The following is a 25,540-nucleotide window of genomic DNA, read 5'->3' as shown; positions in this document are numbered from 1 at the left end:
GATCGTGCCGACGTTGACGTGCGGCTTGGTCCGTTCAAACTTTTCTTTAGACATGCTCAGAGCTCCTGATTGCGCCGATCACGCGATCGAGCAAGAAAGAAGAGAAGTAAAGAAGATGGTGCCCATGGCGCGGATCGAACGCGCGACCTCTCCCTTACCAAGGGAGTGCTCTACCACTGAGCCACATGGGCATCGACACAGGTTTGCACGCTGGACGCACAAACCGATGCCGACGCATCACCACACTTCACGACCCACCACAGCCCACGTCGGCGCTGGAGCGGGAGACGGGAATCGAACCCGTGCCATCAGCTTGGAAGGCTGAGGTTCTACCATTGAACTACTCCCGCCCGACCCAAACAACCGGTCCGCAACCCATCTTGAAGACGACCCCGAGGACCCTGGCGACACCGCCACGATCTTCGGGATCATCCTGTCGAATGAGTCCGCTCTGGTGGAGGAGGCTGGATTCGAACCAGCGTAGGCGTAAGCCAACAGATTTACAGTCTGCCCCCTTTAGCCACTCGGGCACCCCTCCGGAGCGAGCCCGCGAGTTTATCACGCGATTTAGTTCTTGCAACACCCCGCAGCACGATCGTGATGATGAGGCGGTCTTGCGACAGGACGATGTCGGTTCGACGTCGCCCTGTCGCGGCGGCTCAACGCAAGCGCCAGTCGACGCCTGGACGCCCTTGCGAGCGCAGCCACGCATCGGCGCGACCGAAGGGCGCGCTGCCGACGAAGGGCACCGGCGGACGCCGGGCCGACAGCGGCGACGGGTGGTTCGACGCCAGCACCGCATGCCGCCCGGCCCCGTGCCCGTCGATCAGCACCTGCCTGGCCTGCGCATGCGCGCCCCACAGCAGGAAGACCTTGGGCGCGGTGTCTGCGGCCAGCGCGGCGATCACCGCATCCGTCAGCCCCTGCCAGCCGAGCCTGGCGTGGCTCGCCGGCCGGTCGGCCTCGACCGTGAGACAGGTGTTGAGCAGCAGCACGCCCTGCCCGGTCCAGGCTGCCAGGCTGCCATGACGTGGTGGCGCATGGCCGAGTTCTCGCTGCAGTTCGGCGTGGATGTTGCGCAGGCTGGGCGGGATGCGCACGCCCGGCGCGACCGAGAAGGCCAGCCCTTCGGCCTCGCCCGGACCGTGGTACGGGTCCTGGCCGAGGATGACGACCTGGACGTCGGCCGGCCCGCCGCGCTCCAGCGCCCGCAGCGGATGGGCCGGGTAGACCACCGCCCCCGCCGCGACCCGCGCATCGACTGCCGCGCACAGTGCCGCGCCAGCCGGTGTCGCCAGCCAGGCGTCGGTGACCGCACGCCAGGCCGGTGAGACCGCCTCGAAGGCCGCGCGCAGCGGCTGGCGCAGGCGGTTGTCGGACGACGGGCCCTCGTCCAGCCCCAGGGCTTGCTGGACCACCCGGTCAGCCGGCGAACAGCGCGGCCAACGCCGCGCCCGGGTCGTCGGCGCGCATGAAGGCCTCGCCGACCAGGAAGGCGTGCACGGCGGCCGCGCGCATGCGCTGCACGTCGGTCGGGCCAAGGATGCCGGACTCGGTCACCAGCAGGCGGTCGGACGGCACCTCGGCCAGCAGGCCCAGCGTGGTCTCGAGCGTGACCTCGAAGGTGCGCAGGTTGCGGTTGTTGATGCCCACCAGCGGCGTCTTCAGGCGCAGCGCGCGCTGCAGCTCGGCGCCGTCGTGGACCTCGACCAGCACGTCCATGCCATGCGCCATCGCGACCGCCTCGAGGTCGGCCATCTGCGCATCGTCCAGGCAGGCCGCGATCAGCAGGATGCAGTCCGCGCCCATCGCGCGGGCCTCGTGGACCTGGTAGGCGTCGACCATGAAGTCCTTGCGCAGGACCGGCAGCGCGCAGGCCGCGCGGGCAGCGCGCAGGCAATCGGCCGAGCCCTGGAAATACGGCGCGTCGGTCAGCACGCTCAGGCAGGCTGCGCCGTGGCGGGCGTAGCTGGCGGCGATCTCGGCCGGGCGGAAGTCGGCCCGGATCACGCCCTTGCTCGGGCTGGCCTTCTTGACCTCGGCGATCACGGCGGCCTGGCCGGCGGCGACCTTGGCGCGAAGCGCGGCGACGAAGCCGCGGGTGTCGGCACCGCGCGCCTCGGCCTCCTCGCGCCAGGACGCCTCGCTGCGCAGCAACCGGCCAGCGGCGATCTCTTCGTGCTTGGTGGCAACGATGGTCTGGAGGATGTCACTCATGGCATCGACCTCAGGCAGCGGGTTGCAGCGATTGGGTCAGGCGCACGAAGGCATCGAGCCGGGCCGCCGCGCGGCCTTCGGTGATGGCCGCGTCGGCCGCCTCGATGCCGTCGGCGATGCTGCGCACGACGTTGGCCGCGTACAGCGCCACGCCGGCGTTGAGGACCACGATGTCGCGCGCGGCGCCGGGCTGGTTGTCCAGCACGGCCTTCAGGAGCGCCATCGACTCGGCCGGCGTCGCGACCTTCAGCGCGCGGCTGCTGGCCATGCGCAGGCCGTAGTCCTCGGGGTGGATCTCGTACTCGCGGATGCCGCCGTCGACCAGCTCGCCCACCAGCGTGGACGCACCCAGCGAGACCTCGTCCATGCCGTCGCGGCCGTACACCACAACCGCATGTCCGGCGCCCAGCCGCTGCAATGCACGGGCCTGGATGCCGACCAGATCGGGGTGGAACACACCCATCAGGATGTTCGGGGCGCCGGCCGGGTTGGTCAGCGGGCCGAGGATGTTGAAGATCGTGCGCACGCCCAGCTCGCGCCGCACCGGGGCGACGTTCTTCATCGCCGGGTGGTGGTTGGGCGCGAACATGAAGCCGATGCCGACCTCCTCGATGCAGCGGGCGATCGCGGCCGGCGGCAGCGACAGGCTCACGCCGAGAGCCTCCAGCACGTCGGCGCTGCCGGACTTGCTGGAGACGCTGCGGTTGCCGTGCTTGCTGACGCGTGCGCCGCAGGCGGCGGCGACGAACATGCTGCAGGTCGAGATGTTGAAGGTGTGCGAGCCGTCGCCGCCGGTGCCGACGATGTCGACCAGGTGCGCGCCGTCGGCCACCGGGACCTTGACCGAGAACTCGCGCATGACCTGCGCGGCCGCGGTGATCTCGCCGATGGTCTCCTTCTTGACGCGCAGGCCGATGAGGATGGCGGCCATCATCGGCGCGGACATCTCGCCGCTCATGATCCGGCGCATCAGCGCCAGCATCTCGTCGTGGAAGATCTCGCGGTGCTCGATGACGCGGGTCAGCGCCTCGTGGTCGGTGATGGGCATGGCGGACTCGGTTCGTGTGGAGGTCAATACGGGGAAGCGGGGCGCGCCTCGGCGCAGTCGGTTTCGGCGTTCGCACCGGCGATGAAGAAGGACCGCACCGCCGCGACGGTGGCGTCGATGCCGGCTTCGTCGACGTCCAGGTGGGTGACGAAGCGCAGGCCGATCAGGCCGGTGGCCAGGATGTGGCGCTCGGCCAGCCAGGCCAGCAGCGCCGGCCCGCGGCCATCGGCCACGTCGACGAAAACGATGTTGGTGGCGGCACTGCGCACCGTCAGGCCGTCGATGCCGGCCAGCCCGTCGGCCAGCCGGCGCGCCAGCCGGTGGTCGTCGTGCAGGCGCTCGACGTGGTGGTCCAGCGCATGGTCGATCGCGGCGGCCAGCAGGCCGGCCTGGCGCAGGCCGCCGCCGGCCATCTTGCGGATGCGGTGGGCCCGCCCGATCAGCTCGCGGCTGCCGCACAGCACCGAGCCGATCGGCGCGCCCAGACCCTTCGAGCAGCAGATCGAGACGCTGTCGAAGTGCCGCGTGATCCCGCGCAGCGCGGCCGTGATGTCGCCACCCGGCCCGGCGTCGGCCGCCGCCGCGTTGAAGACCCGCGCGCCGTCCAGGTGGCAGGCCAGGCCACGCGAGCGCGCCAGCGCGGTCGCCTCGGCCAGGTAGCCGGCCGGCATGACGTGGCCGTTCCAGGTGTTCTCCAGGCACAGCAGGCGGCTGCGGGCGAAGTGGGCGTCGTCGGGCTTGATCGCTGCGGCGATGTCGGCCAGCGACATCCGACCCTGCGCGTCCTGCGTCAGCGGCTGCGGCTGGATGCTGCCCAGCACCGCAGCGCCACCGCCCTCGTAGCGGTAGGTGTGGGCGAGCTGGCCAACCAGGTACTCGTCGCCGCGCTGGCAATGCGCCAGCAGCGCGCAGAAGTTGCTCTGCGTGCCCGAGGGCATGAACAGCGCGGCCTCGAAGCCGGCCAGCGCGGCCATGCGTTCCTGCAGCGCGTTGACGCTGGGGTCGTCGCCGAAGACGTCGTCGCCGACGCTTGCACGGGCCATCGCCTCGCGCATCGCCGGGGTCGGGCGGGTGACGGTGTCGCTGCGCAGGTCGATGGTGGTCATGACGGCTTCCGGTTCAGGCGCTCACGCGGCCCTGTTCGAGGAAGTTCCTCAGCATCGCGTGGCCGTGTTCGCTGAGGATGGACTCGGGGTGGAACTGCACGCCCTCGATCGGCAGCGTGCGGTGGCGCACGCCCATGATCTCGCCGTCGGCGCTGGTGGCGGTGACGACCAGTTCGGCCGGCAGCGTCGCGCGCTCGATCGCCAGCGAGTGGTAGCGCACGACGCTGAAGCGCTCGGGCAGGCCGGCGAAGACGCCCTGCTGGTCGGTCGTGATGGTCTCGGTCTTGCCGTGCATCTGGACCTGCGCCCGCACGATGTTGCCGCCCAGCGCCGCGCCGATGCTCTGGTGGCCCAGGCACACGCCGAGGATGGGCAGCCTGCCGGCGAAATGCCGGATGCTGTCGATGCAGATGCCCGCCTCGGCCGGCGAACACGGGCCCGGCGACAGCACCAGCCGGTCCGGCTTCATCGCCTCGATCCCGGCCAGCGTGATCTCGTCGTTGCGGTGAACCCGCACGTCCTCGCCCAGCTCGGCGAAGTACTGCACAAGGTTGAAGGTGAAGGAGTCGTAGTTGTCGATCATCAGCAGCATGTCGTTCCCCTTCGCGCTCAGAAACCTTCTTCGACCAGCTCGGCCGCGCGGATGACCGCGCGCATCTTGGCCTCGGTCTCCTTCCACTCCAGCTCGGGCACCGAGTCGGCGACCACGCCGGCGCCGGCCTGCACGTAGAGCGTCTGGTCCTTGATCACGCCGGTGCGGATCGCGATGGCCACGTCCATGTCGCCGGCATAGCTGAGGTAGCCGCAGGCGCCGCCGTAGATGCCGCGCTCGCTGAGCTCCAGCTCGTCGATGATCTCCATCGCATGGATCTTGGGCGCGCCGCTGAGCGTGCCGGCCGGGAAGCTGGCGCGCAGCACGTCCAGGCTGCTCATGCCGTCCTTGAGCACGCCCTCGACGTTGCTGACGATGTGCATGACGTGCGAGTAGCGCTCGATGCCGAAGGCCTCGGTGACCTTGACCGTGCCGGTCTTGGCGATGCGGCCGATGTCGTTGCGGGCCAGGTCGATCAGCATCAGGTGCTCGGCGCGTTCCTTGGCATCGGCCAGCAGCTCGGTCTCGTGGCGCGCGTCGAGTTCGGGCGTCGCGCCGCGCGGGCGGGTGCCGGCGATCGGGCGGATGGTGACGATCTTCTGGGTCCGGCCATCGACCTCGCGGGCCTCCTGGCGCACCAGGATCTCCGGCGACGAGCCGACGATCTGGAAGTCGCCCATGTCGTAGTAGTACATGTAGGGACTGGGATTGAGCGAACGCAGCGCCCGGTAGAGCGACAACGGGCTCTCGGTGTAGCGCTTGTGCACGCGGTGGCCCAGCACGATCTGCATGCAGTCGCCGGCGGCGATGTATTCCTTGGCCTTGAGGACGGCGGCCTCGAAGTCGGCCTGGCGGGTCTCGTGCTCGACCGGGTGGGCGGCACCGCGGCGCACCTGCGGCGCGGCGACGCTGTAGCGCAGCTGGTCGGCCAGCTCGGACAAGCGGCGCTTGGCCTTGAAGTAGGCCTCCGGCTGGCGCGGGTCGGCATAGACGATCAGGTAGAGGCGGCCCGAGAGGTTGTCGATGACGGCCAGCTCCTCGGTCTGCAGCAGCTGGATCTCGGGCGTGCCGATGCCGCCGCTCAGGCGCGTGTCGGCCAGCTTCTTCTCGATGTAGCGCACCGTGTCGTAGCCGAAGTAGCCAGCCAGGCCGCCGCAGAAGCGCGGCATGCCCGGGCGCAGCGCGACCTTGAAGCGCTGCTGGTAGGCCTCGATGAAGTCGAGCGGATTGCCTTCGTGGCGCTCGACCACGACGCCGTCGGTGACGACCTCGGTCACGCCCTCGCGGGTGCGCAGCAGCGTGCGGGCGGGCAGGCCGATGAAGGAGTAGCGGCCGAAGCGTTCGCCGCCGACGACCGATTCGAGCAGGAAGCTCAGCGGCCGGCCGCCGGCCAGCTTCAGGTACAGCGAAAGGGGCGTCTCGAGGTCGGCAAAGGCTTCGCTGACCAGCGGGATGCGGTTGTAGCCCTCGCGGGCCAGGCTCTGGAATTCAAGTTCGGTGATCACGTGTCGGCTCCTGGGACGCACCGCCGGGTCGCGCATCGCGGCCCCTGGGGCCTGGCGACGCGGACGGTCCGGACGGTCGGTTGATGCGGGTGGGGATGCACCGCCGAGGGTGCGGATCCGGTCTCGGCGCCACGCGTGGGTGGCTCGAAGCGGATCGGCGTGGCGCGCTGCGCTTCAGCAGGCGGCCACGCGACCGGCGCGGCTCAGCGACGCCAGGGCCAGGCTCCCCGGTCATGCGACCCGGGCAGCGTGATGAGGTGACGGACGAGGGTCCGTTTCCGAGAGCGGAACATGGTCGCAAAGTCTAGTCGAAGGCCAGCGCGTCGAGCCGGTCAAGGTGGGCCAGCGCGGGCACGGCCTCGATCGGTTCGCCGTGGTTGTAGCCGTAGCGCATCAGCACGACCGGGCAGCCGGCGGCGTGCGCGGCCTCGGCATCGTTGCGCGAATCGCCCAGCATCAGCGTGCGCGACGGCACGCTGCCGAGCGCCCGGCAGGTCTCGATCAGCGGCAGCGGATCGGGCTTCTTGCGCGCGAAGGCATCGCCGCTGAAGACCTGCACGAAGTGGCCGTCCAGCCCCTTGATCGCCAGCAGCGGCCGGGCGAAGTCGCCGGGCTTGTTGGTCAGGCAGGCCAGCGGCAGGCCGAGCGCGCGCAGCTTCGCGAGGCCCTCGACGACGCCGGGATAGACGTCCGAATGCGCGCCATTGATGGCGAGGTAGTGCCGCTGGTAGGCCGCCCAGGCCGGCTCGTAGAGCGCATCGACATCGGCCGCGCCGACCTGCGCCAGCGTGCGGCGGATCAGGTGTTCGCTGCCCTTGCCGACCGTGCGCGAGACGAAGTCGCGGTCCACGCCCGGCAGGCCCAGTTCGGCCAGCATGCGGCCCAGCGCGACGACGAAGTCGCCCTGCGTGTCGACCATCGTCCCGTCGAGGTCGACGATGGCCGCCTCGATCGGCCGGCCCTGCAGCGTCGGGACGGTGCGGCTCACCGGGCCAGCTCGGCGCGCATCGCGTCGATGACGGCCTTGTAGTCGGGCGCGTTGAAGATCGCGCTGCCCGCCACGAAGGTGTCGGCACCCGCATCGGCGACGCGCCGGATGTTGTCGACCTTGATGCCGCCGTCGACCTCCAGGCGGATGTCGCGGCCGCTGGCGTCGATCAGCCGGCGGGCCCGCTCGATCTTGCGCAGCGCGCCGTCGATGAAGCTCTGGCCGCCGAAGCCGGGGTTGACGCTCATGATCAGGATCAGGTCGACCTTGTCGAGCACGTACTCGAGCACGTCCAGGCTGGCCGCCGGGTTGAAGACCAGGCCGGCCTGGCAGCCGGCGCCCTTGATCAGCTGCAGCGTGCGGTCGACGTGGGTGCTGGCGTCCGGGTGGAAGCTGACCAGGTCGGCGCCGGCCTTGGCGAAGGCCAGCGCCAGCTCGTCGACCGGGCTGACCATCAGGTGCACGTCGATCGGCGCGGGCGTGCCGTCGGGCTTGACGCTGTGCTTCTTCAGCGCCTGGCAGACCATCGGCCCGAAGGTCAGGTTGGGGACGTAGTGGTTGTCCATCACGTCGAAATGGATCCAGTCGGCGCCGGCGGCTAGCACGTGGCGGACCTCGTCGCCCAGGCGGGCGAAATCGGCCGAGAGGATGGAGGGCGCGATGCGCGCGTGGGCGGCGGTGGTGGCAGGCATCCGCAGATTCTAGGGACGCCACCGGCGCGGCGCGAACGTGAGCGATTGCACACGGTCACGGTCTGAAAACGTCGCCGCACTATGATCCGCCGCATGAGCGCACCCTCCTTCAGCTGTTCGGTGAAGACGGAATTCCTTGCCGAACAATCCGACCCGGCGCGCGGCGTCTACGCCTACGCGTACACCATCGTGATCAGCAACAGCGGCGACGTGCCGGCGCAGCTGATCGGCCGTCACTGGCTGATCAGCGATGCCGCCGGCCACACCGAGGAGGTGCGCGGCCTGGGCGTCGTCGGCCACCAGCCGATGCTGCGGCCCGGCGAGCGCTTCGAATACACCAGCTGGACCCGGCTGGCGACACCGCACGGGCGCATGCGCGGCACCTACTTCTGCATCACCGAGGACGCCCACTGGTTCGAGGCCCCGATCCCGGCCTTCGAGCTCGGTCAGGCGCACGCGCTGCATTGATCGGCAACCTTCGTCGACGCTGGTCCCTGCGGGTGTGGGACCTGACCGCGCTGCTCAACGCCGCCGACGCCCGCGCCAGTCGCCCCGAGCGGCACCTCTGGCTGATCCGGCTGGTCGAGTGGCTGCGCAGCGCCCCGCCGCAACCGGGCGGACGCAACGAGTCGCGCGCCGACATCCGCACCCAGCCCGGCGTGATCGACACCGTCGGCGGCGAATCCAGCCCCTGGCCGCTGCGCCGTCTGCGTCACCTGCTCAACGTGCTGGAACGCCATCCGCACCATGCGACGCCGGTGCGCCAGCTGCTGCGCTCGGCCCTGACCGGCACCGACGTGGCCGCCCTGCTGGCCGACTTCGGCTTCGCGCCGCGCGCCTCGCTGGCCAGCGAACTCGGCCAGCGCCTGCGCCGCGCCCTGCTGCCGGGCACGCCCGACACGGCCGACCTGGGCGAGCTGTTCCAGCTGGTCTTCCGCCACCGCGACGACGCCCGCTGGCTGGGCCAGGTCGACGCGGTCACCTGGCGCCGGCTGGCCCGGCTGCTGGTTGACGAGGACCTGTCGGCGCACTGGCGCGGCGCGGTGCTCGACTCGATCCAGCTGCTGGCCGCGCAGGTGCGCGCCTCCGGCCTGTCGGGCACGCTGCGCCCGCGCATGGACGAGCGCCTGCTGGCGCAGCGGCCCTTCCACCACCTGGCGCAGAGCGCGCAGCACCTGGCCGACATCGCTGACCTGGACGGTCATGCCGACCCGGATCGGCTGCAGCGCCAGGCCGACGCGCTGCGCATCCAGCTGCAGGCCTGCCGACGCGCGGCCGATTCGGTCCGCGCCCACCTGGAGGAGAGCGGCGTCTCGGTCGACGTGGTGTTCGAGATCGCCCAGCTGCGCGAGCGGGTGCGCCGCATCGAGACCCTGCTGACGCTGCTGACCAGCCCGCAGCCCGAGCGCGACTGGCCTGGCCTGGTGGTCGAGCTGGCCCAGGCGGTGCAGGACCGGCGCGGTCTGCGGCGGCTGTTCGCGCGCCACTACTCGCTGCTGGCGCGCAAGGTCACCGAACGCAGCGCCGAGACCGGCGAGCACTACATCACCCGCAACCGGGCCGAATACCGCCAGATGCTGGGCCGCGCCCTGGGCGGCGGCGCGGTGGTGGCCGGCACGACGCTGCTGAAGTCGGCCCTCGGCGCGCTCGGCTTCTCGGCCTTCTGGGGTGGCTTCTGGGCCGGCATCAACTACGCCGGCAGCTTCGTGCTGATCCAGCTGCTGGGCTGGACGCTGGCGACCAAGCAGCCGGCGATGACCGCGCCGGCCATGGCCGCCAAGCTCGAGGGCGGCAGCCTGGACGATCACCAGGTCGAGTCCTTCGTCGACGAGGTCACCCACCTGATCCGCAGCCAGATCGCCGGCATCGTCGGCAACCTCGCAGCGGTCGTGCCGGTGGTGCTGGCGCTGCAGCTGCTGTCGACCTGGGTCTTCGGCCGGCCCGCCATCGGCGTGGAAGAGGCGCGCTATATCCTGCGCAGCCTGACCCTGATCGGCCCGACGCTGCTGTTCGCCGCCTTCACCGGCGTGCTGCTGTTCGGCTCCAGCCTGATCGCCGGCTGGGTCGAGAACGCCTTCGTGCTGCACCGCATCGACAGCGCCATCGCGTGGAACCCGCGCATCGTCCAGCTGCTTGGACAGGCCCGGGCGCAGCGCTGGGCACGCTGGTGGCGCAGCAGCATCTCCGGCCTGGCAGCCAACGTGTCGCTGGGCCTGATGCTGGGCCTGCTGCCGGCGCTGGCCCTGTTCTTCGGCCTGCCTCTGGAGGTCCGCCACGTCACGCTGGGCGCGGGCCAGATCGCCGCGGCGGCCGGTGCGCTGGGCTGGGCGGTGCTGCGCGAGCCCGGCTTCTGGTGGTGCCTCGCGGCCGTGCCGTTGGTCGGCGCGCTCAACCTGCTGGTGAGCTTCGCGCTCGCTTTCCGGGTGGCGATGCGCTCGCGCGGCCTGCGCCTGCAGGACCGCGGACGCCTGCAGGCCGCCCTGGTGGCCCGCCTGCGCCGGCAGCCGATGAGCTTCCTGCGCCCGCCCGACGGGCCGGTGGCCGACCACCTGACGACCCAGCCACCGTCGATCCTGTCAAGCGATCGATCGCCGGATTAAGCCGGTCGAAACCCGAGTCGTTTCCCGGCTGTATCGGCGAGGCGGCGCGGCAAACCACCGGCAACACGTTCCGGAGCAAGCCGGCAAACTCCTGCGACAGATTCGGCGCGAAAACCCCGCAGAACTGCGAACGATTCCACGAATTCATCACCCAGGCACCCGCCGGTATTTGCAATTCTTTCGAAGCTGCAAGTATTGGTAAGGGATGCCGGGGGGATTCCTTTCGTTACGGCCGAGGCGAGCGGCCGGTCGATAGTGAGGTTCATGCACAGCGCTGCGCGGCGATCCGGCAGCGCGCCACGAATCACACAGGGATACCCGATGAATCCGACCCCCACGAACGCCCGGCTGCGCCAGCTGCACGCCCTCTGGGCCCTCGCAGCCCTGGCCTCGTCGGCCGCGCTGCTAAGTGGCTGCGGCGGCGGCTCGGCCGACACCGGCACGACCGATGCGACCGCCTCGACCGTCGACGGCACGCCGGACGCCGAGGCGCTGCGGCGTCGCCGTGCACCGGCACCGGCACCGGCTCCGGCTCCCGCTCCCGCTCCCGCTCCCGCTCCGGCCCCGGCCCCTGCACCCGCACCCGCACCGGCTCCCACACCAGCCCCGGCCCCGGCCCCAGCGCCGGCGCCCATCCCCGGCAGCACGCTGTCGACGGTCAAGAACCCGATCCTGTTCGTGACCCAGGTGCCGACCTCGTCGGACTTCTCGTCGCGCGTGGGGACCTTCGCCAACCACCTGTCCTCGATCCAGCTGAGCCCGCGCGGCGGCGATCTGATGATCCGCTACCCGGACGGCACGCTGCGCAACCTGACCCAGGAAGCCGGCTACGGCATGGCCGGCCTGCAGGGCGCCAACGCGATCGCGGTGCGCGAACCGACGGTGCACTGGAGCGGCACCAAGGCGCTCTTCAGCATGGTGATCGGCGCACCGACGCGGCAGTACGTGAGCGTGAGCACCCACTGGCAGATCTACGAGGTCAGCGGCCTGGGCAAGGGCGAGGGGGTCCGCATCACCAAGGTCGCCAACCAGCCGGCGACCTACAACAACGTCTCGCCGCTGTATGGCACCGACGACCGCGTGCTGTTCACCTCCGACCGCCCGCGCAGCGGCGAGGCCCACCTTTACCCGCAGCTCGACGAGTACGAGAGCACGGCGACCAACACCGGCATCTGGAGCCTGGCCCCGGCCACCGGTGACCTGCGCCTGGTCAACCACGCGGTCAGCGGCGCCTTCTCGCCCTTCATCGACAGCGCCGGCCGCGTCATCTACACCCGCTGGGACCACCTGCAGCGCGACCAGCAGGCCGACGCCGGCACCTACGGCCACTACAACATGGCCGACGAATCGGCCAGCGCCGCCAGGCTGGCGAGCCCGGCCGAATACTTCCCGGAAACCCGCGCGGCCAGCACCAGCGCCTACGGCACGGTCAACGGACATACCTACAACATCTTCACGCCGTGGCAGGTCAACGAGGACGGCACCGACGAGGAAACCCTCAACCACGTCGGCCGGCATGAATTCCAGCTCGGCAGCTTCACGCGCTCCTTCAGTACCGACAGTTCGCTGCTGGACTACGCCAGCGCTGGTTTCACGCTCAACCGCAAGCTCATCCGTGGCGACGGCGGCCTGTTCCAGCTGCGCGAGGATCCGCTCAACCCGGGCACCTTCTACGCCATCTACGGACGTGAATTCGCCGACCTCGGCGCGAACCAGATCGTGCGTTTCCAGGGCTATGTCGGGATGAATCCCGAGCAGATGGCGGTGGTCGACGTGACCGATCCGGCCAACGCCGGCGGCCGCTTCCGCAACCCGCTGCCGCTGAGCGACGGCCAGATGGTGGCGGTGCACACGCCGAGCACCACGCTGGGCACGCCCACCAGCGTCGAGTTCACGCTCAAGCAGCTGGCCTGGAACGCGACGGCTGCGCGCTACACCGCCGGCACGTCGGTCACCGGCGGCATCGTCAAGACCGTCAGCTGGTGGGACCCGGACGCGCTGCGGTCCTACACCGGCAAGCTCTGGGAACTGGAGCCGGTCGAGGTGGTCGCCCGCCTGCGCCCGGCCAGCCGCAGCGCCCCGGCCATCCCGACGCCCGAGAAGACCATCCTGGCCGAGGAAGGCGTCGACGAGACCGCCCTGCGCAACTGGATGAAGACCAACAACCTGGCGCTGATCGTGACGCGCAACCAGACCTCGCGCGACCGCGCCGACAAGCAGCAGCCGTACAACCTGCAGGTGCCCGGCGGCGTCAGGACGGTGGGCAATGCCGGGAAGGTCTACGACGTCTCGCACTACCAGATCTTCCAGGCCGACCAGGTGCGCGGCTACGCCAACCGCAGCGGTCGCCGTCCGATCGCCCAGCCGATGCACGACGCACCGGGCAAGAACGTGCCCAACACCTCCGGCCCGGTCGGCAGCGTGAAGATCGCCGCCGACGGCTCGACCGCCGCCTTCGTGCCGGCCCGCCGTGCGCTGACCTGGCAGACCACCGACACGACCGGCACGGCCATCGTCCGCGAACGCGTCTGGGTGACCTTCCAGCCCGGCGAGGTGCGCGTGTGCGCCTCCTGCCACGGCAACAACACCGCCGACCAGGCCGGCCGTGCCGCGCCGCAGAACAAGCCCGAGGCGCTGCGCACGCTGCTGCGCCACTGGAACACGCTGCCCAAGTGACGCCACGCGGCGTCCCGGCCGCCGACCGGACCTGATCCGGCGATCGCCTCACCCACCCTCACGGCCCGCAGCCCCGCTGCGGGCCGTGTCGTTTCAGCGCGGGCCTGACGGGCTCAGGGCTGGCGGTCGTCGTCGACCCGCTCGCCGCCGCGACGGCCGGAGAACATCGTCCACCAGACGATCCCGACCAGCAGGGCGCCCGCCCCGAGGGCTTCCAGCACAATGAGCCACATGTCCGTTTCCTTCCCGCTCCACGAGCTCTTCCCGTCCTGGCGGACCTCGCAGCAAAGGCTGCGCGGCGTCGCGGGCGGCGCGATTCTAGGCAGCCTGCTGGCCCTGGCCGGCTGCACCACCCCGGCACCGGAAGGACCGGCCGCGCCGGTCGAGACACCGGTCACCAGCTCGCCCACGCCGGCCGCGACCACCAGCCCGGAAGCCACGGCCGGCCCCGAGGCCACACGCCCGACCGGCCGCGGCCGCTGGGTGCGGGCCGACTGGAACGCCCTGCCCGGCTGGAACGAGGACAGCCTGACGCTGGCCTGGCCGGCGCTGCTGCGCAGCTGCGAACGGGTCGGCCCGCCACCGGCGGCGCTGCAGCCGGTGGCGCTCAACGCCGCGCCGGCCAGCGTCTTCCAGGTGGCCTGGGCACCGGTCTGCGACGCGGCCCGCGCCATCGGCCCCGGCGCCGACGAGGCCCGCATCCGCCAGTTCCTGACCAGCCGCCTGCAGCCCTGGCGGGTCGAGGGTCCGGCCGGCCAGGTCGACGGCCTGATGACCGGCTACTTCGAGCCGCTGATCGAGGCCAGCCGCGTGCGCACCGCCCGCCAGACCGTGCCGCTGTACGCGCCACCGGCCGACCTGGCCACGCGCAAGCCCTGGTACACACGCGCCCAGATCGAGACCCTGCCGGCCGCGCTCGACGCGCTCAGGGGCAAGGCGATCGCCTGGATCGCCGATCCGCTGGACGCGACGCTGGTGCAGGTGCAGGGCTCCGGCCGCCTGATGCTGACCGAGCCGGACGGCCGCAAGCGCATGGTCCGCCTGGCCTACGCGGCCAACAACGACCACCCCTTCGTGCCGCTGAGCCGCTGGCTGGTGCAGCAGGGCGCGTTCACGCTGGAACAGGCCAACTGGCCGGCGATCCGCGACTGGGCCCGAGCCCACCCGCAGCGCGTGCGCGAGCTGGTCAACGTCAACCCGCGCTACGTCTTCTTCCGCGAGGAGCCCCTGCCTGACCCGACCATCGGCGCGGTCGGTGCCCAGGGCGTGCCGCTGACGCCGGGCCGATCGATCGCGGTCGACAAGGAAAGCATCCCCTACGGCACGCCCGTCTGGCTGGCCTCGACCGAGCCGCAGCCCTGGTCGCTCAACCCCCCACCGGCGCGTCCGCTGCAGCGCCTGGTGGTGGCGCAGGACACCGGCAGCGCCATCGTCGGTGCGGTCCGCGCCGACTACTACTGGGGCTGGGGCGACGGCGCCGAGGACCGCGCCGGCCGCACCAAGCAGCCGCTCCGGCTGTGGGCGCTGTGGCCGCGCTGAGCGCCTGAGGCGCGGCCGTCCTGCGCGGGGTTCAACCCGGACCGCGCGACGGGACGTGCAGGTGGGTCAACGGCAGCAGGTGGCCGGTCTTGACCTCGCCGAGCGAGAAGCTGGTGTGCATGTCCTTCACGTGCGGCAGGTTGAACAAGGTTTCCCGCACCCAGCGCGAATAGGCGTCGATGTCGGTCGCGACAACCTGGGCCTCGAAGGTGCCGGTGCCGCTGATGAAGTGGCAGGACAGCACCTCGGGCAAGGCGCGGATCGCGGCCTCGAGCGCCCGGGTCGCCTCGGCGTCGTTGCGGTCGGCGTCGATGCGCACGAAGGCCAGCACGCCCAGGCCGATGCGGCGCCGGTCGATCTCGGCCCGGTAGCCGGTGATGTAGCCCTGTTGCTCCAGCCAGCGCACGCGCCGCCAGGTCGGCGCGGCCGACAGGCCGATGCGCGTGGCCAGCTCGGCGTTCGACAGCCGCGCGTCGCGCTGCAGCTCCCCCAGGATGGCGACGTCGTAGCGGTCCAGCGCGGCACCGTGGGCCAGCTCGGCCGGATCGGACACCGCCTCGGCGGCAGGATTGCGGGTTTTCCCTTGGATGGTGGATTCTGGCAAGGCTGATTCTCCAGATGACGGTTTCGATCTTATTTCTTGCCGTCAACCTGTCGACAGACGCAAAGAAGGAAAACACCTGTCGGGCCACTCTGCCTAGACTTTGCGCATTCCGCCCCCGCTGGAGCCCGCCATGAACGCCCCCCCTGCCCGACGCCGTCCGCCGCGCCCTGGAAGCCGTCACGCTCGACGACAAGTACACGCTCGCCAGCGGCCGCGCCTTCATGAGCGGCACCCACGCGCTGGTCCGCCTGCCGATGCTGCAGCAGCTGCGCGATGCGCGCGCCGGGCTCGACACCGCCGGCTTCATCAGCGGCTACCGGGGCAGCCCGCTGGGCGGCTACGACCAGGCGCTGTGGCAGGCCAAGGCGCATCTCGCGAAGCAGAACATCGTCTTCCAGCCGGGCGTCAACGAGGAACTCGCCGCCACCGCCGTCTGGGGCAGCCAGCAACTGGACCTGGACCCGAGCCGGCGCAAGCACGACGGCGTGTTCGGCATCTGGTACGGCAAGGGGCCGGGCGTGGACCGCTGCAGCGACGTCTTCAAGCACGCCAACATGGCCGGCACGGCCCGCCACGGCGGTGTGCTGGCGATCGCCGGCGACGACCACGTTGCCAAGAGCAGCACCGCCGCGCACCAGAGCGACCACATCTTCAAGGCCTGCGGCCTGCCGGTGTTCTTCCCGGCCAGCGTGCAGGAGATCCTCGACATGGGCCTGCACGCGCTGGCCATGAGCCGCTACGCCGGCGTCTGGTCGGCGATGAAGACGATCCAGGAAGTGGTCGAGAGCGCGACCTCGGTCGAGATCGACCCGGACCGCGTGCGCATCGTGCTGCCCGAGGACTTCGCGATGCCGCCCGGTGGCGTCCACATCCGCTGGCCGGACGACCGGGTCGAGCAGGAAGCCCGGCTGATGAACCACAAGTGGTACGCCGCGCTGGCCTACGTGCGCGCCAACCGCCTGAACCACACCGTGATCGACACGCCCGATGCGCGGCTGGGCATCATGGCCAGCGGCAAGGCCTACAACGACACCCGCCAGGCGCTCGCGGACCTGGGCCTGGACGCGTCGGCCTGCCGGCGCGTGGGCATCCGGCTGCACAAGGTCGGCGTGGTCTGGCCGCTGGAGGCGACCGTCACGCGCGCCTTCGCCACCGGGCTGCAGGAAATCCTGGTGGTCGAGGAGAAGCGCCAGGTCATCGAGTACCAGCTCAAGGAGGAGCTCTACAACTGGCGTGCCGACGTGCGTCCGGACGTGGTCGGCAAGTTCGACGAGGTCGAGGGCGACCACAGCGGCGGCGAGTGGAGCCGGCCCAACCCCAGCGCCAACGGCCTGCTGCGCGCCACGCTGGACCTGACGCCCGCCCTGATCGCCAAGGCCATTGCCAAGCGCCTGACCCGGCTGGGCGTGCCCGAGGACATCGCCGCGCGCATGCAGCAGCGCCTGGCCGTGATCGACGCCAAGGAGCGCTCGCTCGAGGCGCCGCGCGTGGAGACCGGCGAACGCACGCCGTGGTTCTGCAGCGGCTGCCCGCACAACACCAGCACCCGCGTGCCGGACGGCTCGCGCGCGATGGCCGGCATCGGCTGCCACTTCATGGCGCTGTGGATGGACCGCGAGACCCACACCTACACGCAGATGGGCGGCGAGGGCGTGCCCTGGGTCGGCCAGGCGCCGTTCACGACCGAGCCGCACGTGTTCGCCAACCTGGGCGACGGCACCTACTACCACTCCGGCCTGCTGGCGGTGCGCCAGAGCATCGCCGCCGGCGTGAACATCACCTACAAGATCCTGTTCAACGACGCCGTCGCGATGACCGGCGGCCAGCCCGTCGACGGCACGCTGAAGGTGCCCGAGATGTCGCGCGAGCTGGAGGCCGAGGGCGTGCGCCGCATCGTCGTCGTGACCGACGACCCGGCCCGCTACACCGACGACGCGGCGATCAAGGCCCGTCTCGCACCGGGCGTGACGATCCGCCACCGCGACGAACTCGACGCCGTGCAGCGAGAGTTGCGCGAACTTGCCGGCTGCACCGTGCTGATCTACGACCAGACCTGCGCGACCGAAAAGAGACGTCGCCGCAAGCGCGGCACGATGGTCGACCCGGCCCGCCGCGTTGTCATCAACGAGGCCGTCTGCGAAGGCTGCGGCGACTGCTCGACGCAAAGCAACTGCCTCTCGGTCGAGCCGGTGGAGACGCCCTTCGGCCGCAAGCGCCGCATCAACCAGAGCACCTGCAACAAGGATTTTTCCTGCGTGAAGGGCTTCTGCCCAAGCTTCGTGACGGTCGAGGGCGGCCAGCTGCGCAAGCCGAAAAAGGACACCCGCGTCGATCCGGACAGCCTGCCGCCGCTGCCCGAGCCACGCCTGCCGGTGGCCACCGAGGCCTGGGGCATCGTGGTCGCCGGCGTCGGCGGCACCGGCGTCATCACCATCGGCCAGCTGCTGGGCATGGCCGCGCACCTGGACGGCAAGGGCGTGGTCACGCAGGACTCGGCCGGCCTGGCGCAGAAGGGCGGTGCGACCTGGAGCCACATCCAGATCGCCGAGCGGGCCGACGCGCTGCACACCACCAAGGTCGACACCGCCAAGGCCGACCTGGTGATCGCCTGCGACGGCATCGTCGCGGCCAAGAAGGAGACCGTCTCGGTGATGGCCGAGGGTCGCACCTGGATCACGCTGAACACCCACCGCACGCCGACCGCATCGCTGGTCCACGACCGCGACTGGGCCTTCCCGGCGGAAGCCTGCGAGCGCGCGCTGCGCGCCACCGTCGGCGCCGACCAGGTGGTCGCCTTCGATGCCGAGACGATCGCCACACAGCTGCTGGGCGACTCGATCTACACCAACCCGCTGCTGCTGGGCCATGCCTGGCAGCACGGCCGCATCCCGCTCAGCCGGGCCGCGCTGCGCCGCGCGATCGAGCTGAACGGCACCCAGGTCGCCAACAACCTGGCCGCCTTTGAATGGGGCCGGCGCTGCGCCGTCGACCTGGCCGACGTCGGCGCGCGGGCCGGTGGCAGCACGGGGGCGCAGGTGATCCAGTTCGTCAAGCGTCCGTCGCTCGACGAGCTGATCGCCACCCGCGTCCAGGCCCTGACCGACTTCCAGGACGCCGCCTGGGCGCGCAGCTACCGCGAGCTGGTCGAGTGCGTGCGCGCCGCCGAGGCGCCGCTGGGCAGCACACGGCTGACCGAGGCGGTCGCCCGCAACCTGCACAAGCTGATGGCCTACAAGGACGAGTACGAGGTCGCGCGGCTGCATGCCGATCCGGCCTTCGACGCCCGCATCGCGGCGATGTTCGAGGGCGACGTGCGCATCGTCCACCACCTCGCGCCGCCGATCCTGGGCCGCACCGACGCGCAGGGCCAGCCGGTCAAGACCGCCTTCGGGCCCTGGATGCACCGGGCCCTGCCGTGGCTGGCCCGGCTGAAGTTCCTGCGGGGGACCGCCTTCGATCCCTTCGGGCGCAGCGAGGAACGGCGCACCGAACGGGCGCTGATCGGCGAGTACCGCGCGACGGTCGAGCAGCTGATCGCCGGTCTGACGGCCGAGCGGCTGGCCATGGCGGTCGAGATCGCGCAGCTGCCCGACGGCATCCGCGGCTACGGCCACGTCAAGGCCAAGAACCTGGGGGCGGTGCGCGAACGCTGGGACGCGGCGATGGCGCGCTGGCGCGATCCGTCGATCGCGCCAGGCCAGGCGCCGGTCGCCCACGGCCAGCGGGCCTGATCCGCAGCGGGTGGCCGATCCGGCTCAGCGCAGGAAGAAGGCGATCGACATCACCACGCCGGTGACGATCACGATGCCGCGCACCCAGGCGGCCGGCAGGCGGCGGGCGATGCGCGCGCCACCGAAGCCGCCGGCTGTCGCCGCGACCATCATCAGCAGTGCCTGCGGCCAGTGCACTGCACCGGCCCAGGCGAAGGCCGCCACGCTCAAGAGCGACAGCAGCAGCGAGTTGAGGTTCTTCAGCGCGTTGGCGGTGTGGATGCGGGCCTCGCCGGCCAGCGTGTAGAGCGCCATCAGCAGGATGCCCAGGCCACCGTTGAAGTAGCCGCCGTAGACCGACACGAGCAGCAGGCCCAGCGTGCGCGGCCAGGCGGTCGGCGACGCTGCGGCCGGGCCATTGGCGCCCGTTCGTGATCGCCAGCCGGTCATCAGGCGCGGTCCGACCGCAAACACGACCGTGGCGAACAGCAGCAGCCACGGCACCAGCGCGGAGAAGACCTTGGCCGGCGTCACCAGCAGCAGCAGCGCACCGGCCACGCCACCCGCGCTGCAGATCAGACCTTCACGCCACAGCAGCGAGCGCGGCAACGCGGCCAGCTCGGCCCGGAAACCCAGTGCGCTGCCCAGGTAGCCGGGCGAGACCGCGACCGCGCTGGTCGCGTTGGCCGCGATCGGCGGCACGCCGGTCCAGACCAGCGCGGGAAAGGTCAGGAAGCTGCCACCGCCGGCGATGGCGTTGAGCACGCCCGCACCGAAGGCGGCGCAGAGCAGCAGGAGAGCGTCGGTCAGGTTCATGTCGCGAAGGCCCCGGCGAGGCCAGCCATGGGCACGGGCTCGGGTAGGGCGGCGCTGATGTCGCTCGGATGCCGCTCAGATGCTGCTCAGAAGCCGCGCAGATTCAGCGCACGCGGTGCGTGGGACGAGGCGCCCGACGAGACGCCAGACCCGGCATCAGCGCGAGCGCCGTGCGCCGGAACCACCACCCTGGGGTCCGCCGGTGCCGGGCGCACGGCGCTCGATGTGGCGGAAGGTGATGCGGCCCTTGCTCAGGTCGTAGGGCGACAGTTCCAGGGACACCGCGTCGCCCGCCAGGATGCGGATGTGGTGCTTGCGCATCTTGCCGGAGGTGTAGGCGACCAGGATGTGGCCGTTGTCCAGCGTGACGCGGTAGCGCGAGTCGGGCAGGACTTCGGTGACCTGACCGTGCATTTCAATGAGTTCTTCCTTGGCCAAATGAGGCTCCTTCGTGTCGATGTGTGAGGTGGTGCGGCCGACGTCGTTCAGGACGACAGGCTGCGGCGGTAGTGAAGCAGGCGGCCGCGGTAGCCGGCGCGGACGTCGGGACCGCCGTGCAGCACGGTCTCGTCGAGGTCGTAGCCCAGCGCGTCCATGCGGCGGTGGAAAGGGCTGCGGTTGCCGCGGTTCGGGTCGACGATCAGCACTTCGCCGACCGCCGAGGCATGGCGCTCGATGAAGCCGGCAAGCTGGCCGCCTTCGTCGCGCTCGTAGAGCACGTCGCTGCCCATGATGAGTTCGTAGCGCCCCTGCAGGCGCGCACCCTGGTCGCAGCTGGGCGTGAGGTCGGCGTCCTGGGGCGCGGCCCAGTCGCCATGGCGATAGCGCATCGGCTCCAAGCCGTTCAGGCGCACGTTCTCGTCGAGGAACTTCTGCGTCAGGGGGTGGCAGTCACTGGCCGTGACGCGTGCGCCGCGGCGGTGGCAGACCAGGCTGGCCAGTGCCAGGCCGCAGCCGATCTCGAGAATGCCTTCGTCGACCTGCACCGGACGGCGCGCCACGACCGAAGCCAGTTCCTGGGATGAAGGCCAGACCAGTCCGAACAGCGGCCAGGCGGCCGTCGAGATGCCGATGGCCTCGGCCGCGCCGTCGGGGTCGGCGTACTGCTGGCGATCCCGAAGGGACCGGATGTGGAGGTCGGCCACGCCTGTGACCTCGACCTGTTCGAACTTGACCTGGTAACCCGGCAACGGGGCTCCTCGCTGAGACGGATCTGGGACCGGACCGTCTGTGGATCGACGCTGTGCGGCAGACGCGACGGTCAGATCGATCTCGCATGAGCGCCAAGGGGCGGACGTCATGCGCGCCGAAAGGCAGACACGCGAGGCAAAACGGTGGATGACCTGCCGGGCAATGGACTTCCCGGAAGGCGCGGAAGTGTACACGGCCACCCCAGGCGACGTCTGGCCGGAAACCCGAGCGGCGACAGGGGACTGTTCAGGTCAGCTGGTGGCGGGCACGCTGGTCGCCGGGCTCTCGAACATCGGAACGACGTCGCCGCGCCAGCGTACCGAGCGCTCGCCGTCGCCGCCGGCCAGCCATTCGTTCAGGACCTGATCGGCTTCCTGGGGTTCGAGGAACACGGTGGCGGTGCGCAGGCCGACAACCCGGCCACGGGCAAGGCCCATCGGATCGGCGGGGTCGGACAGGGAGGGATCGTCCACCCGCGTCAGGCGGATCTGGTATCGAGGCGCCGCATAGGGGAAGGCTTGCACAGCGGAGAGCTCCTGGTTAGGTTCGCGAGAGGCGGTCACGTCGTCGTGACACCTGGTGCGAACTGCCCCGGGACTGGCCCCAGGGCCCGACTCCGTGATACTGAGCCGCCGTCCAGCGTGCGTCAATTCGGAACTGCGTCGCGGCCCCCTGCCTGTGGAAGCCGGGCCACGTCATACCCCCGACATGCAGGCCTGGGTACCAGATTTGCCGGGCTCGGTCAGGCCCGCAGCGCGGCTTCCAGCGCGTCGACGTAGAGCGCGGCGACGTCGCAGCCGGTCTGGTCGGTGATTTCCTGGAAGCAGGTCGGGCTGGTGACGTTGATCTCGGTCAGGCTGTCGCCGATCACGTCCAGGCCGACCAGCAGCAGCCCGCGGGCGACCAGGATCGGCCCGAGCGCCTCGGCGATCTCGCGGTCACGCGGGCTCAGCGGACGGGCGACGCCCTTGCCGCCTGCGGCCAGGTTGCCGCGGATCTCGCTGCCCTGGGGGATGCGCGCCAGGCAGTAGGGCACGGGCACGCCACCGATCAGCAGCACGCGCTTGTCGCCGTCGACGATGGCCGGCAGGTAGCGCTGCACCATCACGGTCTGGGCGCCCTCGCGGTTCAGCGTCTCGATGATGGAGCCGAGGTTCAGCCCGTCCGGTCCGACCCGGAAGATGCCCATGCCGCCCATGCCGTCGAGTGGCTTCAGGATGATGTCGCCGTGCTCGGCGTGGAACTCGCGGATGGCCTGCGCGTCGCGCGTCACCAGCGTCGGCGCGGTGTACTGCGGGAACTCGAGGATGGCCAGTTTCTCGGGGTGATCGCGCAGCGCCTGCGGCCGGTTGAAGACCCGCGCACCCTCGCGCTCGGCCTGTTGCAGCAGGTGGGTGGCGTAGACGTATTCGGCGTCGAAGGGCGGGTCCTTGCGCATCAGCACCGCGCCCACGTCGGCCAGCGCGACGGTGTCGGTCTCGGTGACGAGGTACCAGGCCTCGGCGTCGCCGGTCAGCGCCAGCGTGCGGGTGTTGCGGGCGACCACCCGGCCGCCGTGCTGCCAGACCAGATCACGCGGCTCGCAGGCCAGGATGCCGTGACCGCGCCGCGCGGCCTCGCGCATCATCGCGAAGGTCGAGTCCTTGTAGGTCTTGAAGGTCTCGATCGGGTCGGCGACGAACAGCAGGTCCATGGTGGGCAATCAGGCGAGGGGTCAGGGGCGAGCGCGCCAGTTTTGCACAGCGACCGCGATCGTGCCGGCGACGACGCCCCAGAAGGCCGAGCCGATGTCGGCCAGGCTGACGCCGCTGAGCGTGACGAGGAAGGTGACCAGCGCCGGCTCGCGCCAGCGCAGGTCACCCAGTGCGGCCGCGAGTCCGCCGCCGATCGTGCCCAGCAGTGCCAGGCCGGCGACAGCCATCAGCAACGCCTTCGGGAAGGCCGCCAGCAGCCCCACCACCGCGCCGCCGGCGAGCGCCATCAGCAGGTAGAAGACGCCGGCCATGACGGCGGCGGTGTAGCGCCGCGCCGGGTCCTCGTGGGCCTCGCGGCCCATGCAGATCGACGCGGTGATCGCCGCGAGGTTGAAGCTGTAGCCGCCGAAGGGCGCCAGCACGAAGCTCACCAGCCCGGTCAGGCCGATGACCGACGAGACCGGCGTGTCGTAGCCGGCCGCCCGCTGCGCCACCACGCCCGGCAGGTTCTGCGAGGCCATGGTGACGACGAACAGCGGCAGCGCCAGCCCGACCAGCGCCCGGACGCTGAACTCGGGCGTGGTCCAGACGGGCCAGGCGGCCTGGGCCGAAACGGCGTCCCAGCGCAGCTGCCCGAGACTGCCGGCGATGGCCAGTCCCGCCAGCAGCACGATCGGCACGGCATACCGCGGCCACAGCCGGCGGCCGAGCAGGTAGACAAGCAACATCCCGCCGACCAGCGCCAGGTCGGTGCGCAGGGCCACGAAGGCGTCGAGCGCGAAGCGGGTCAGCACGCCGGCGAGCAGCGCGGCGGCGATGGGCTGCGGCAGCCGGTCCATCACGCGCTCGAACACGCCGGACCAGCCCGCCAGCGCGATCGCGGCGGCGCAGAGCATGAAGGCGCCGATGCCCTCGGCCATCGTGATGCCGTCCATGCCGGCGGCGGCCGAGGCGACCAGCGCAGCGCCCGGCGTCGACCAGGCCGTCAGCACCGGGCGGCGGTGGTGCAGGCTCAGGCCGATGCTGGTCAGCCCCATGCCCAGGCCCAGCGCCAGCAGCCACGAGGCCAGCTGGGCCGGCGTCGCGCCGAGCGACCGGGCGGCCTGGAAGACGATCACGACCGAGCTGGTGTAGCCCACCAGCACCGCGACGAACCCGGCCACGACGGCCGGCAGCGACAGGTCGGCCAGGAAGCTACGCGGCGCGGGACCCGGCTCAGAACGTGTAGCCGTCACGCGCCTCGACCTTGGCCAGCGCCTCCAGCAGGCGCGCCAGCGGCGTCAGCACCGAATAGCGCATCGCCACGTGATGGGCCTGGCGCCAGACCCGCGGCAGGTCGGCGAGGTAGCCGTGCTTGCCGTCGCGGTGCGACAGCCGGGCGAAGATGCCCAGCACCTTCAGGTGGCGCTGCAGGCCGGTCCATTCGAGGTCGCGCCAGTAGGTGCCGAAGTCGTCGGGCACCGGCACGCCGGCCCGGCGGGCGCGTTCCCAGTAGCGCGCCGCCCAGTCGATCTGCTGGGCCTCGTCCCAGTCGAGGTAGGCGTCGCGCAGCAGCGAGACCAGGTCATAGGCGACCGGCCCGAGCACCGCGCCCTGGAAGTCCAGCAGGCCGGGGTTGGGAGCCGGTCCGGCGCCGTCGGTCTCGACCGGCGCGCAGACCATCAGGTTGCGGCTGTGGAAGTCGCGGTGCACCAGCACCTGGGCCTGCGAGGTGAAGACGTGGGTGATCTGCTCGAAGGCCCGGTTCAGGCCCTGCTGCTGGCGATCGTCCAGCGTCATGCCCTGGTGGCGGGCGATGTACCACTCGGGGAAGAGGTCCAGTTCACGCCGCACCATCGCGGCGTCGTAGCGCGGCAGCGCTTCCGGCACGGCGATGCCCTGCAGCGTCACCAGCGTGGCGAGGGCGTCGCGGTAGAGGCCGTCGGCGCGGCGCTGGTGGGCGCCCTGCTCAAGGTCCAGCGACAGCAACTCGGCGTGGTAGGTGCGCCGGCCCAGGTCGCTGATCAGGAGGAAGCCGTGCTCGACCTGCCAGTCCAGCACCTGCGGCACGTTCAGGCCAGCCCGGCACAGCAGCGCGGCGATGTCGACGTAGGCGCGGTTGTCCTCGACGGCCGGCGGCGCGTCCATCACGATGAAGGTCGCGGCGTGGCCGTCTGCCTCGCCCTGCAGCCGGAAGTAGCGCCGGAAGCTGGCGTCGGCGCTGGCCGGCGCGAGGGTCTGCGGCTGCAGGGCGTGGCGCGGAGCCAGCGCGGCGAGCCAGGAGCCGAAGGCAGCTTGCCGGGCCGGATCGGACCAGGTGATGGCGTCCGGGTGGAAATCGGGCGTGTCGGAAGGGGTCACGGGTGGGTCGCGGCGAGACCGCGGTGGCGATCGGTGGGGCGGCAGGCCGGGATCGATGGCTCCGTCCTGGCACCGGGCCTGGGGGGCGGCGCAGTCACCGGCCGGCCAGGACCTGCATGGAATAATCGCCCGATTTTAGCGAGCCGGGCTCGCGGCTCCCCTGCCCGCCCTGGGCCGGACCGCAGCGGCCAACCGCCAGATTGCGCCCGATGGCGCCCGTCC

Annotated in this window: 21 protein-coding genes and 3 tRNA genes; 5 read left to right on the top strand and 19 right to left on the bottom strand. The window is 71.0% G+C overall.

Annotated features, from left to right (window positions below; all coding sequences use genetic code 11):
• Positions 1-116 precede the first annotated feature (116 nt).
• The 11 genes from Q8X39_RS20175 to rpe form a co-directional block, all read right to left on the bottom strand.
• A tRNA-Thr gene (locus Q8X39_RS20175) sits at positions 117-191 on the bottom strand.
• Between the two features lie 85 nt (positions 192-276).
• Positions 277-350: transfer RNA gene (locus Q8X39_RS20170), tRNA-Gly, on the bottom strand.
• A gap of 102 nt (positions 351-452) precedes the next feature.
• Positions 453-538 (bottom strand) — tRNA-Tyr (locus Q8X39_RS20165).
• A gap of 121 nt (positions 539-659) precedes the next feature.
• Entirely contained in the window at positions 660-1,418 is a 759-nt protein-coding gene (locus Q8X39_RS20160) for a uracil-DNA glycosylase (protein WP_305751488.1), read from the bottom strand.
• Positions 1,419-1,422: 4 nt separating this feature from the next.
• Entirely contained in the window at positions 1,423-2,217 is a 795-nt protein-coding gene (trpC, locus tag Q8X39_RS20155) for an indole-3-glycerol phosphate synthase TrpC (RefSeq protein WP_305751487.1), read from the bottom strand.
• A 10-nt stretch (positions 2,218-2,227) separates the two neighbouring features.
• Positions 2,228-3,265 carry an anthranilate phosphoribosyltransferase gene (gene trpD / locus Q8X39_RS20150; RefSeq protein WP_305751486.1) on the bottom strand — a complete coding sequence of 346 codons (1,038 nt, stop codon included), beginning with the start codon at positions 3,263-3,265 and terminating at the stop codon, positions 2,228-2,230.
• A gap of 23 nt (positions 3,266-3,288) precedes the next feature.
• Complete coding sequence (ltaE, locus tag Q8X39_RS20145) at positions 3,289-4,371, bottom strand: low-specificity L-threonine aldolase (RefSeq protein WP_305751485.1); 1,083 nt, start codon at positions 4,369-4,371, stop codon at positions 3,289-3,291.
• A 13-nt stretch (positions 4,372-4,384) separates the two neighbouring features.
• Complete coding sequence (locus tag Q8X39_RS20140) at positions 4,385-4,963, bottom strand: anthranilate synthase component II (protein WP_305751484.1); 579 nt, start codon at positions 4,961-4,963, stop codon at positions 4,385-4,387.
• A 17-nt stretch (positions 4,964-4,980) separates the two neighbouring features.
• Positions 4,981-6,468, bottom strand: coding sequence for an anthranilate synthase component I (gene trpE / locus Q8X39_RS20135; protein ID WP_305751483.1), 1,488 nt, complete (start codon positions 6,466-6,468; stop codon positions 4,981-4,983).
• A 304-nt stretch (positions 6,469-6,772) separates the two neighbouring features.
• Positions 6,773-7,456, bottom strand: a complete 684-nt coding sequence (gene gph, locus Q8X39_RS20130; RefSeq protein WP_305751482.1) for a phosphoglycolate phosphatase — start codon at positions 7,454-7,456, stop codon at positions 6,773-6,775.
• A complete protein-coding gene (gene rpe, locus Q8X39_RS20125; RefSeq protein ID WP_305751481.1) occupies positions 7,453-8,148 on the bottom strand; it encodes a ribulose-phosphate 3-epimerase in 696 nt (231 codons plus the stop codon). Before rpe ends, gph begins: the two co-directional genes overlap by 4 nt.
• Positions 8,149-8,241: 93 nt before the next feature.
• On the opposite strand from rpe, the gene apaG reads away from it, so the two are divergent.
• The 4 genes from apaG to mltA all read left to right on the top strand — a co-directional run bounded on the left by apaG (position 8,242) and on the right by mltA (position 14,963).
• Positions 8,242-8,616, top strand: coding sequence for a Co2+/Mg2+ efflux protein ApaG (gene apaG / locus Q8X39_RS20120; RefSeq protein ID WP_305751480.1), 375 nt, complete (start codon positions 8,242-8,244; stop codon positions 8,614-8,616).
• A 32-nt stretch (positions 8,617-8,648) separates the two neighbouring features.
• Positions 8,649-10,748, top strand: a complete 2,100-nt coding sequence (locus tag Q8X39_RS20115) for a site-specific recombinase (protein WP_305751479.1) — start codon at positions 8,649-8,651, stop codon at positions 10,746-10,748.
• Positions 10,749-11,069: 321 nt separating this feature from the next.
• A complete protein-coding gene (locus Q8X39_RS20110; protein ID WP_305751478.1) occupies positions 11,070-13,424 on the top strand; it encodes an HzsA-related protein in 2,355 nt (784 codons plus the stop codon).
• Between the two features lie 231 nt (positions 13,425-13,655).
• Complete coding sequence (gene mltA, locus Q8X39_RS20105) at positions 13,656-14,963, top strand: murein transglycosylase A (RefSeq protein ID WP_407068043.1); 1,308 nt, start codon at positions 13,656-13,658, stop codon at positions 14,961-14,963.
• A 31-nt stretch (positions 14,964-14,994) separates the two neighbouring features.
• On the opposite strand, the gene Q8X39_RS20100 is transcribed toward mltA, so the two are convergent.
• Positions 14,995-15,567 carry an Lrp/AsnC family transcriptional regulator gene (locus Q8X39_RS20100; RefSeq protein ID WP_407068042.1) on the bottom strand — a complete coding sequence of 191 codons (573 nt, stop codon included), beginning with the start codon at positions 15,565-15,567 and terminating at the stop codon, positions 14,995-14,997.
• Positions 15,568-15,710: 143 nt separating this feature from the next.
• On the opposite strand from Q8X39_RS20100, the gene Q8X39_RS20095 reads away from it, so the two are divergent.
• A complete protein-coding gene (locus Q8X39_RS20095; protein ID WP_305751493.1) occupies positions 15,711-19,298 on the top strand; it encodes an indolepyruvate ferredoxin oxidoreductase family protein in 3,588 nt (1,195 codons plus the stop codon).
• Between the two features lie 24 nt (positions 19,299-19,322).
• Here the strand turns inward: Q8X39_RS20095 and Q8X39_RS20090 are convergent, their stop codons facing one another.
• From Q8X39_RS20090 to Q8X39_RS20060, 7 genes are all read right to left on the bottom strand, one after another.
• On the bottom strand, positions 19,323-20,087 hold the full coding sequence (locus Q8X39_RS20090; RefSeq protein WP_305751492.1) for a sulfite exporter TauE/SafE family protein: 765 nt from the start codon (positions 20,085-20,087) through the stop codon (positions 19,323-19,325).
• Positions 20,088-20,249: 162 nt separating this feature from the next.
• Positions 20,250-20,531 (bottom strand): translation initiation factor IF-1, encoded by a 282-nt coding sequence (gene infA / locus Q8X39_RS20085; protein WP_305751476.1) that lies wholly within the window; start codon positions 20,529-20,531, stop codon positions 20,250-20,252.
• A gap of 47 nt (positions 20,532-20,578) precedes the next feature.
• Positions 20,579-21,283 carry a class I SAM-dependent methyltransferase gene (locus Q8X39_RS20080; protein ID WP_305751475.1) on the bottom strand — a complete coding sequence of 235 codons (705 nt, stop codon included), beginning with the start codon at positions 21,281-21,283 and terminating at the stop codon, positions 20,579-20,581.
• Positions 21,284-21,535: 252 nt separating this feature from the next.
• A complete protein-coding gene (locus Q8X39_RS20075) occupies positions 21,536-21,808 on the bottom strand; it encodes a hypothetical protein (protein WP_305751474.1) in 273 nt (90 codons plus the stop codon).
• 218 nt (positions 21,809-22,026) lie between these two features.
• Positions 22,027-22,977 carry a glutathione synthase gene (gene gshB, locus Q8X39_RS20070; protein WP_305751473.1) on the bottom strand — a complete coding sequence of 317 codons (951 nt, stop codon included), beginning with the start codon at positions 22,975-22,977 and terminating at the stop codon, positions 22,027-22,029.
• Between the two features lie 21 nt (positions 22,978-22,998).
• The gene (locus tag Q8X39_RS20065; RefSeq protein ID WP_305751472.1) at positions 22,999-24,213 is read right to left on the bottom strand and encodes a benzoate/H(+) symporter BenE family transporter; all 1,215 of its coding nucleotides are present in this window, start codon (positions 24,211-24,213) and stop codon (positions 22,999-23,001) included.
• On the bottom strand, positions 24,194-25,279 hold the full coding sequence (locus Q8X39_RS20060) for an aminoglycoside phosphotransferase family protein (protein WP_305751491.1): 1,086 nt from the start codon (positions 25,277-25,279) through the stop codon (positions 24,194-24,196). The genes Q8X39_RS20065 and Q8X39_RS20060 overlap by 20 nt, the downstream gene beginning before the upstream one ends.
• Positions 25,280-25,540: the final 261 nt, after the last annotated feature.

Origin of the sequence: Leptothrix discophora (assembly GCF_030705305.1) — a bacterium.
Lineage (GTDB): Bacteria > Pseudomonadota > Gammaproteobacteria > Burkholderiales > Burkholderiaceae_C > Sphaerotilus > Sphaerotilus discophorus.
Note: the sequence above shows the minus strand (reverse complement) of the source record. Positions and strands in the feature narration are given on the sequence as shown.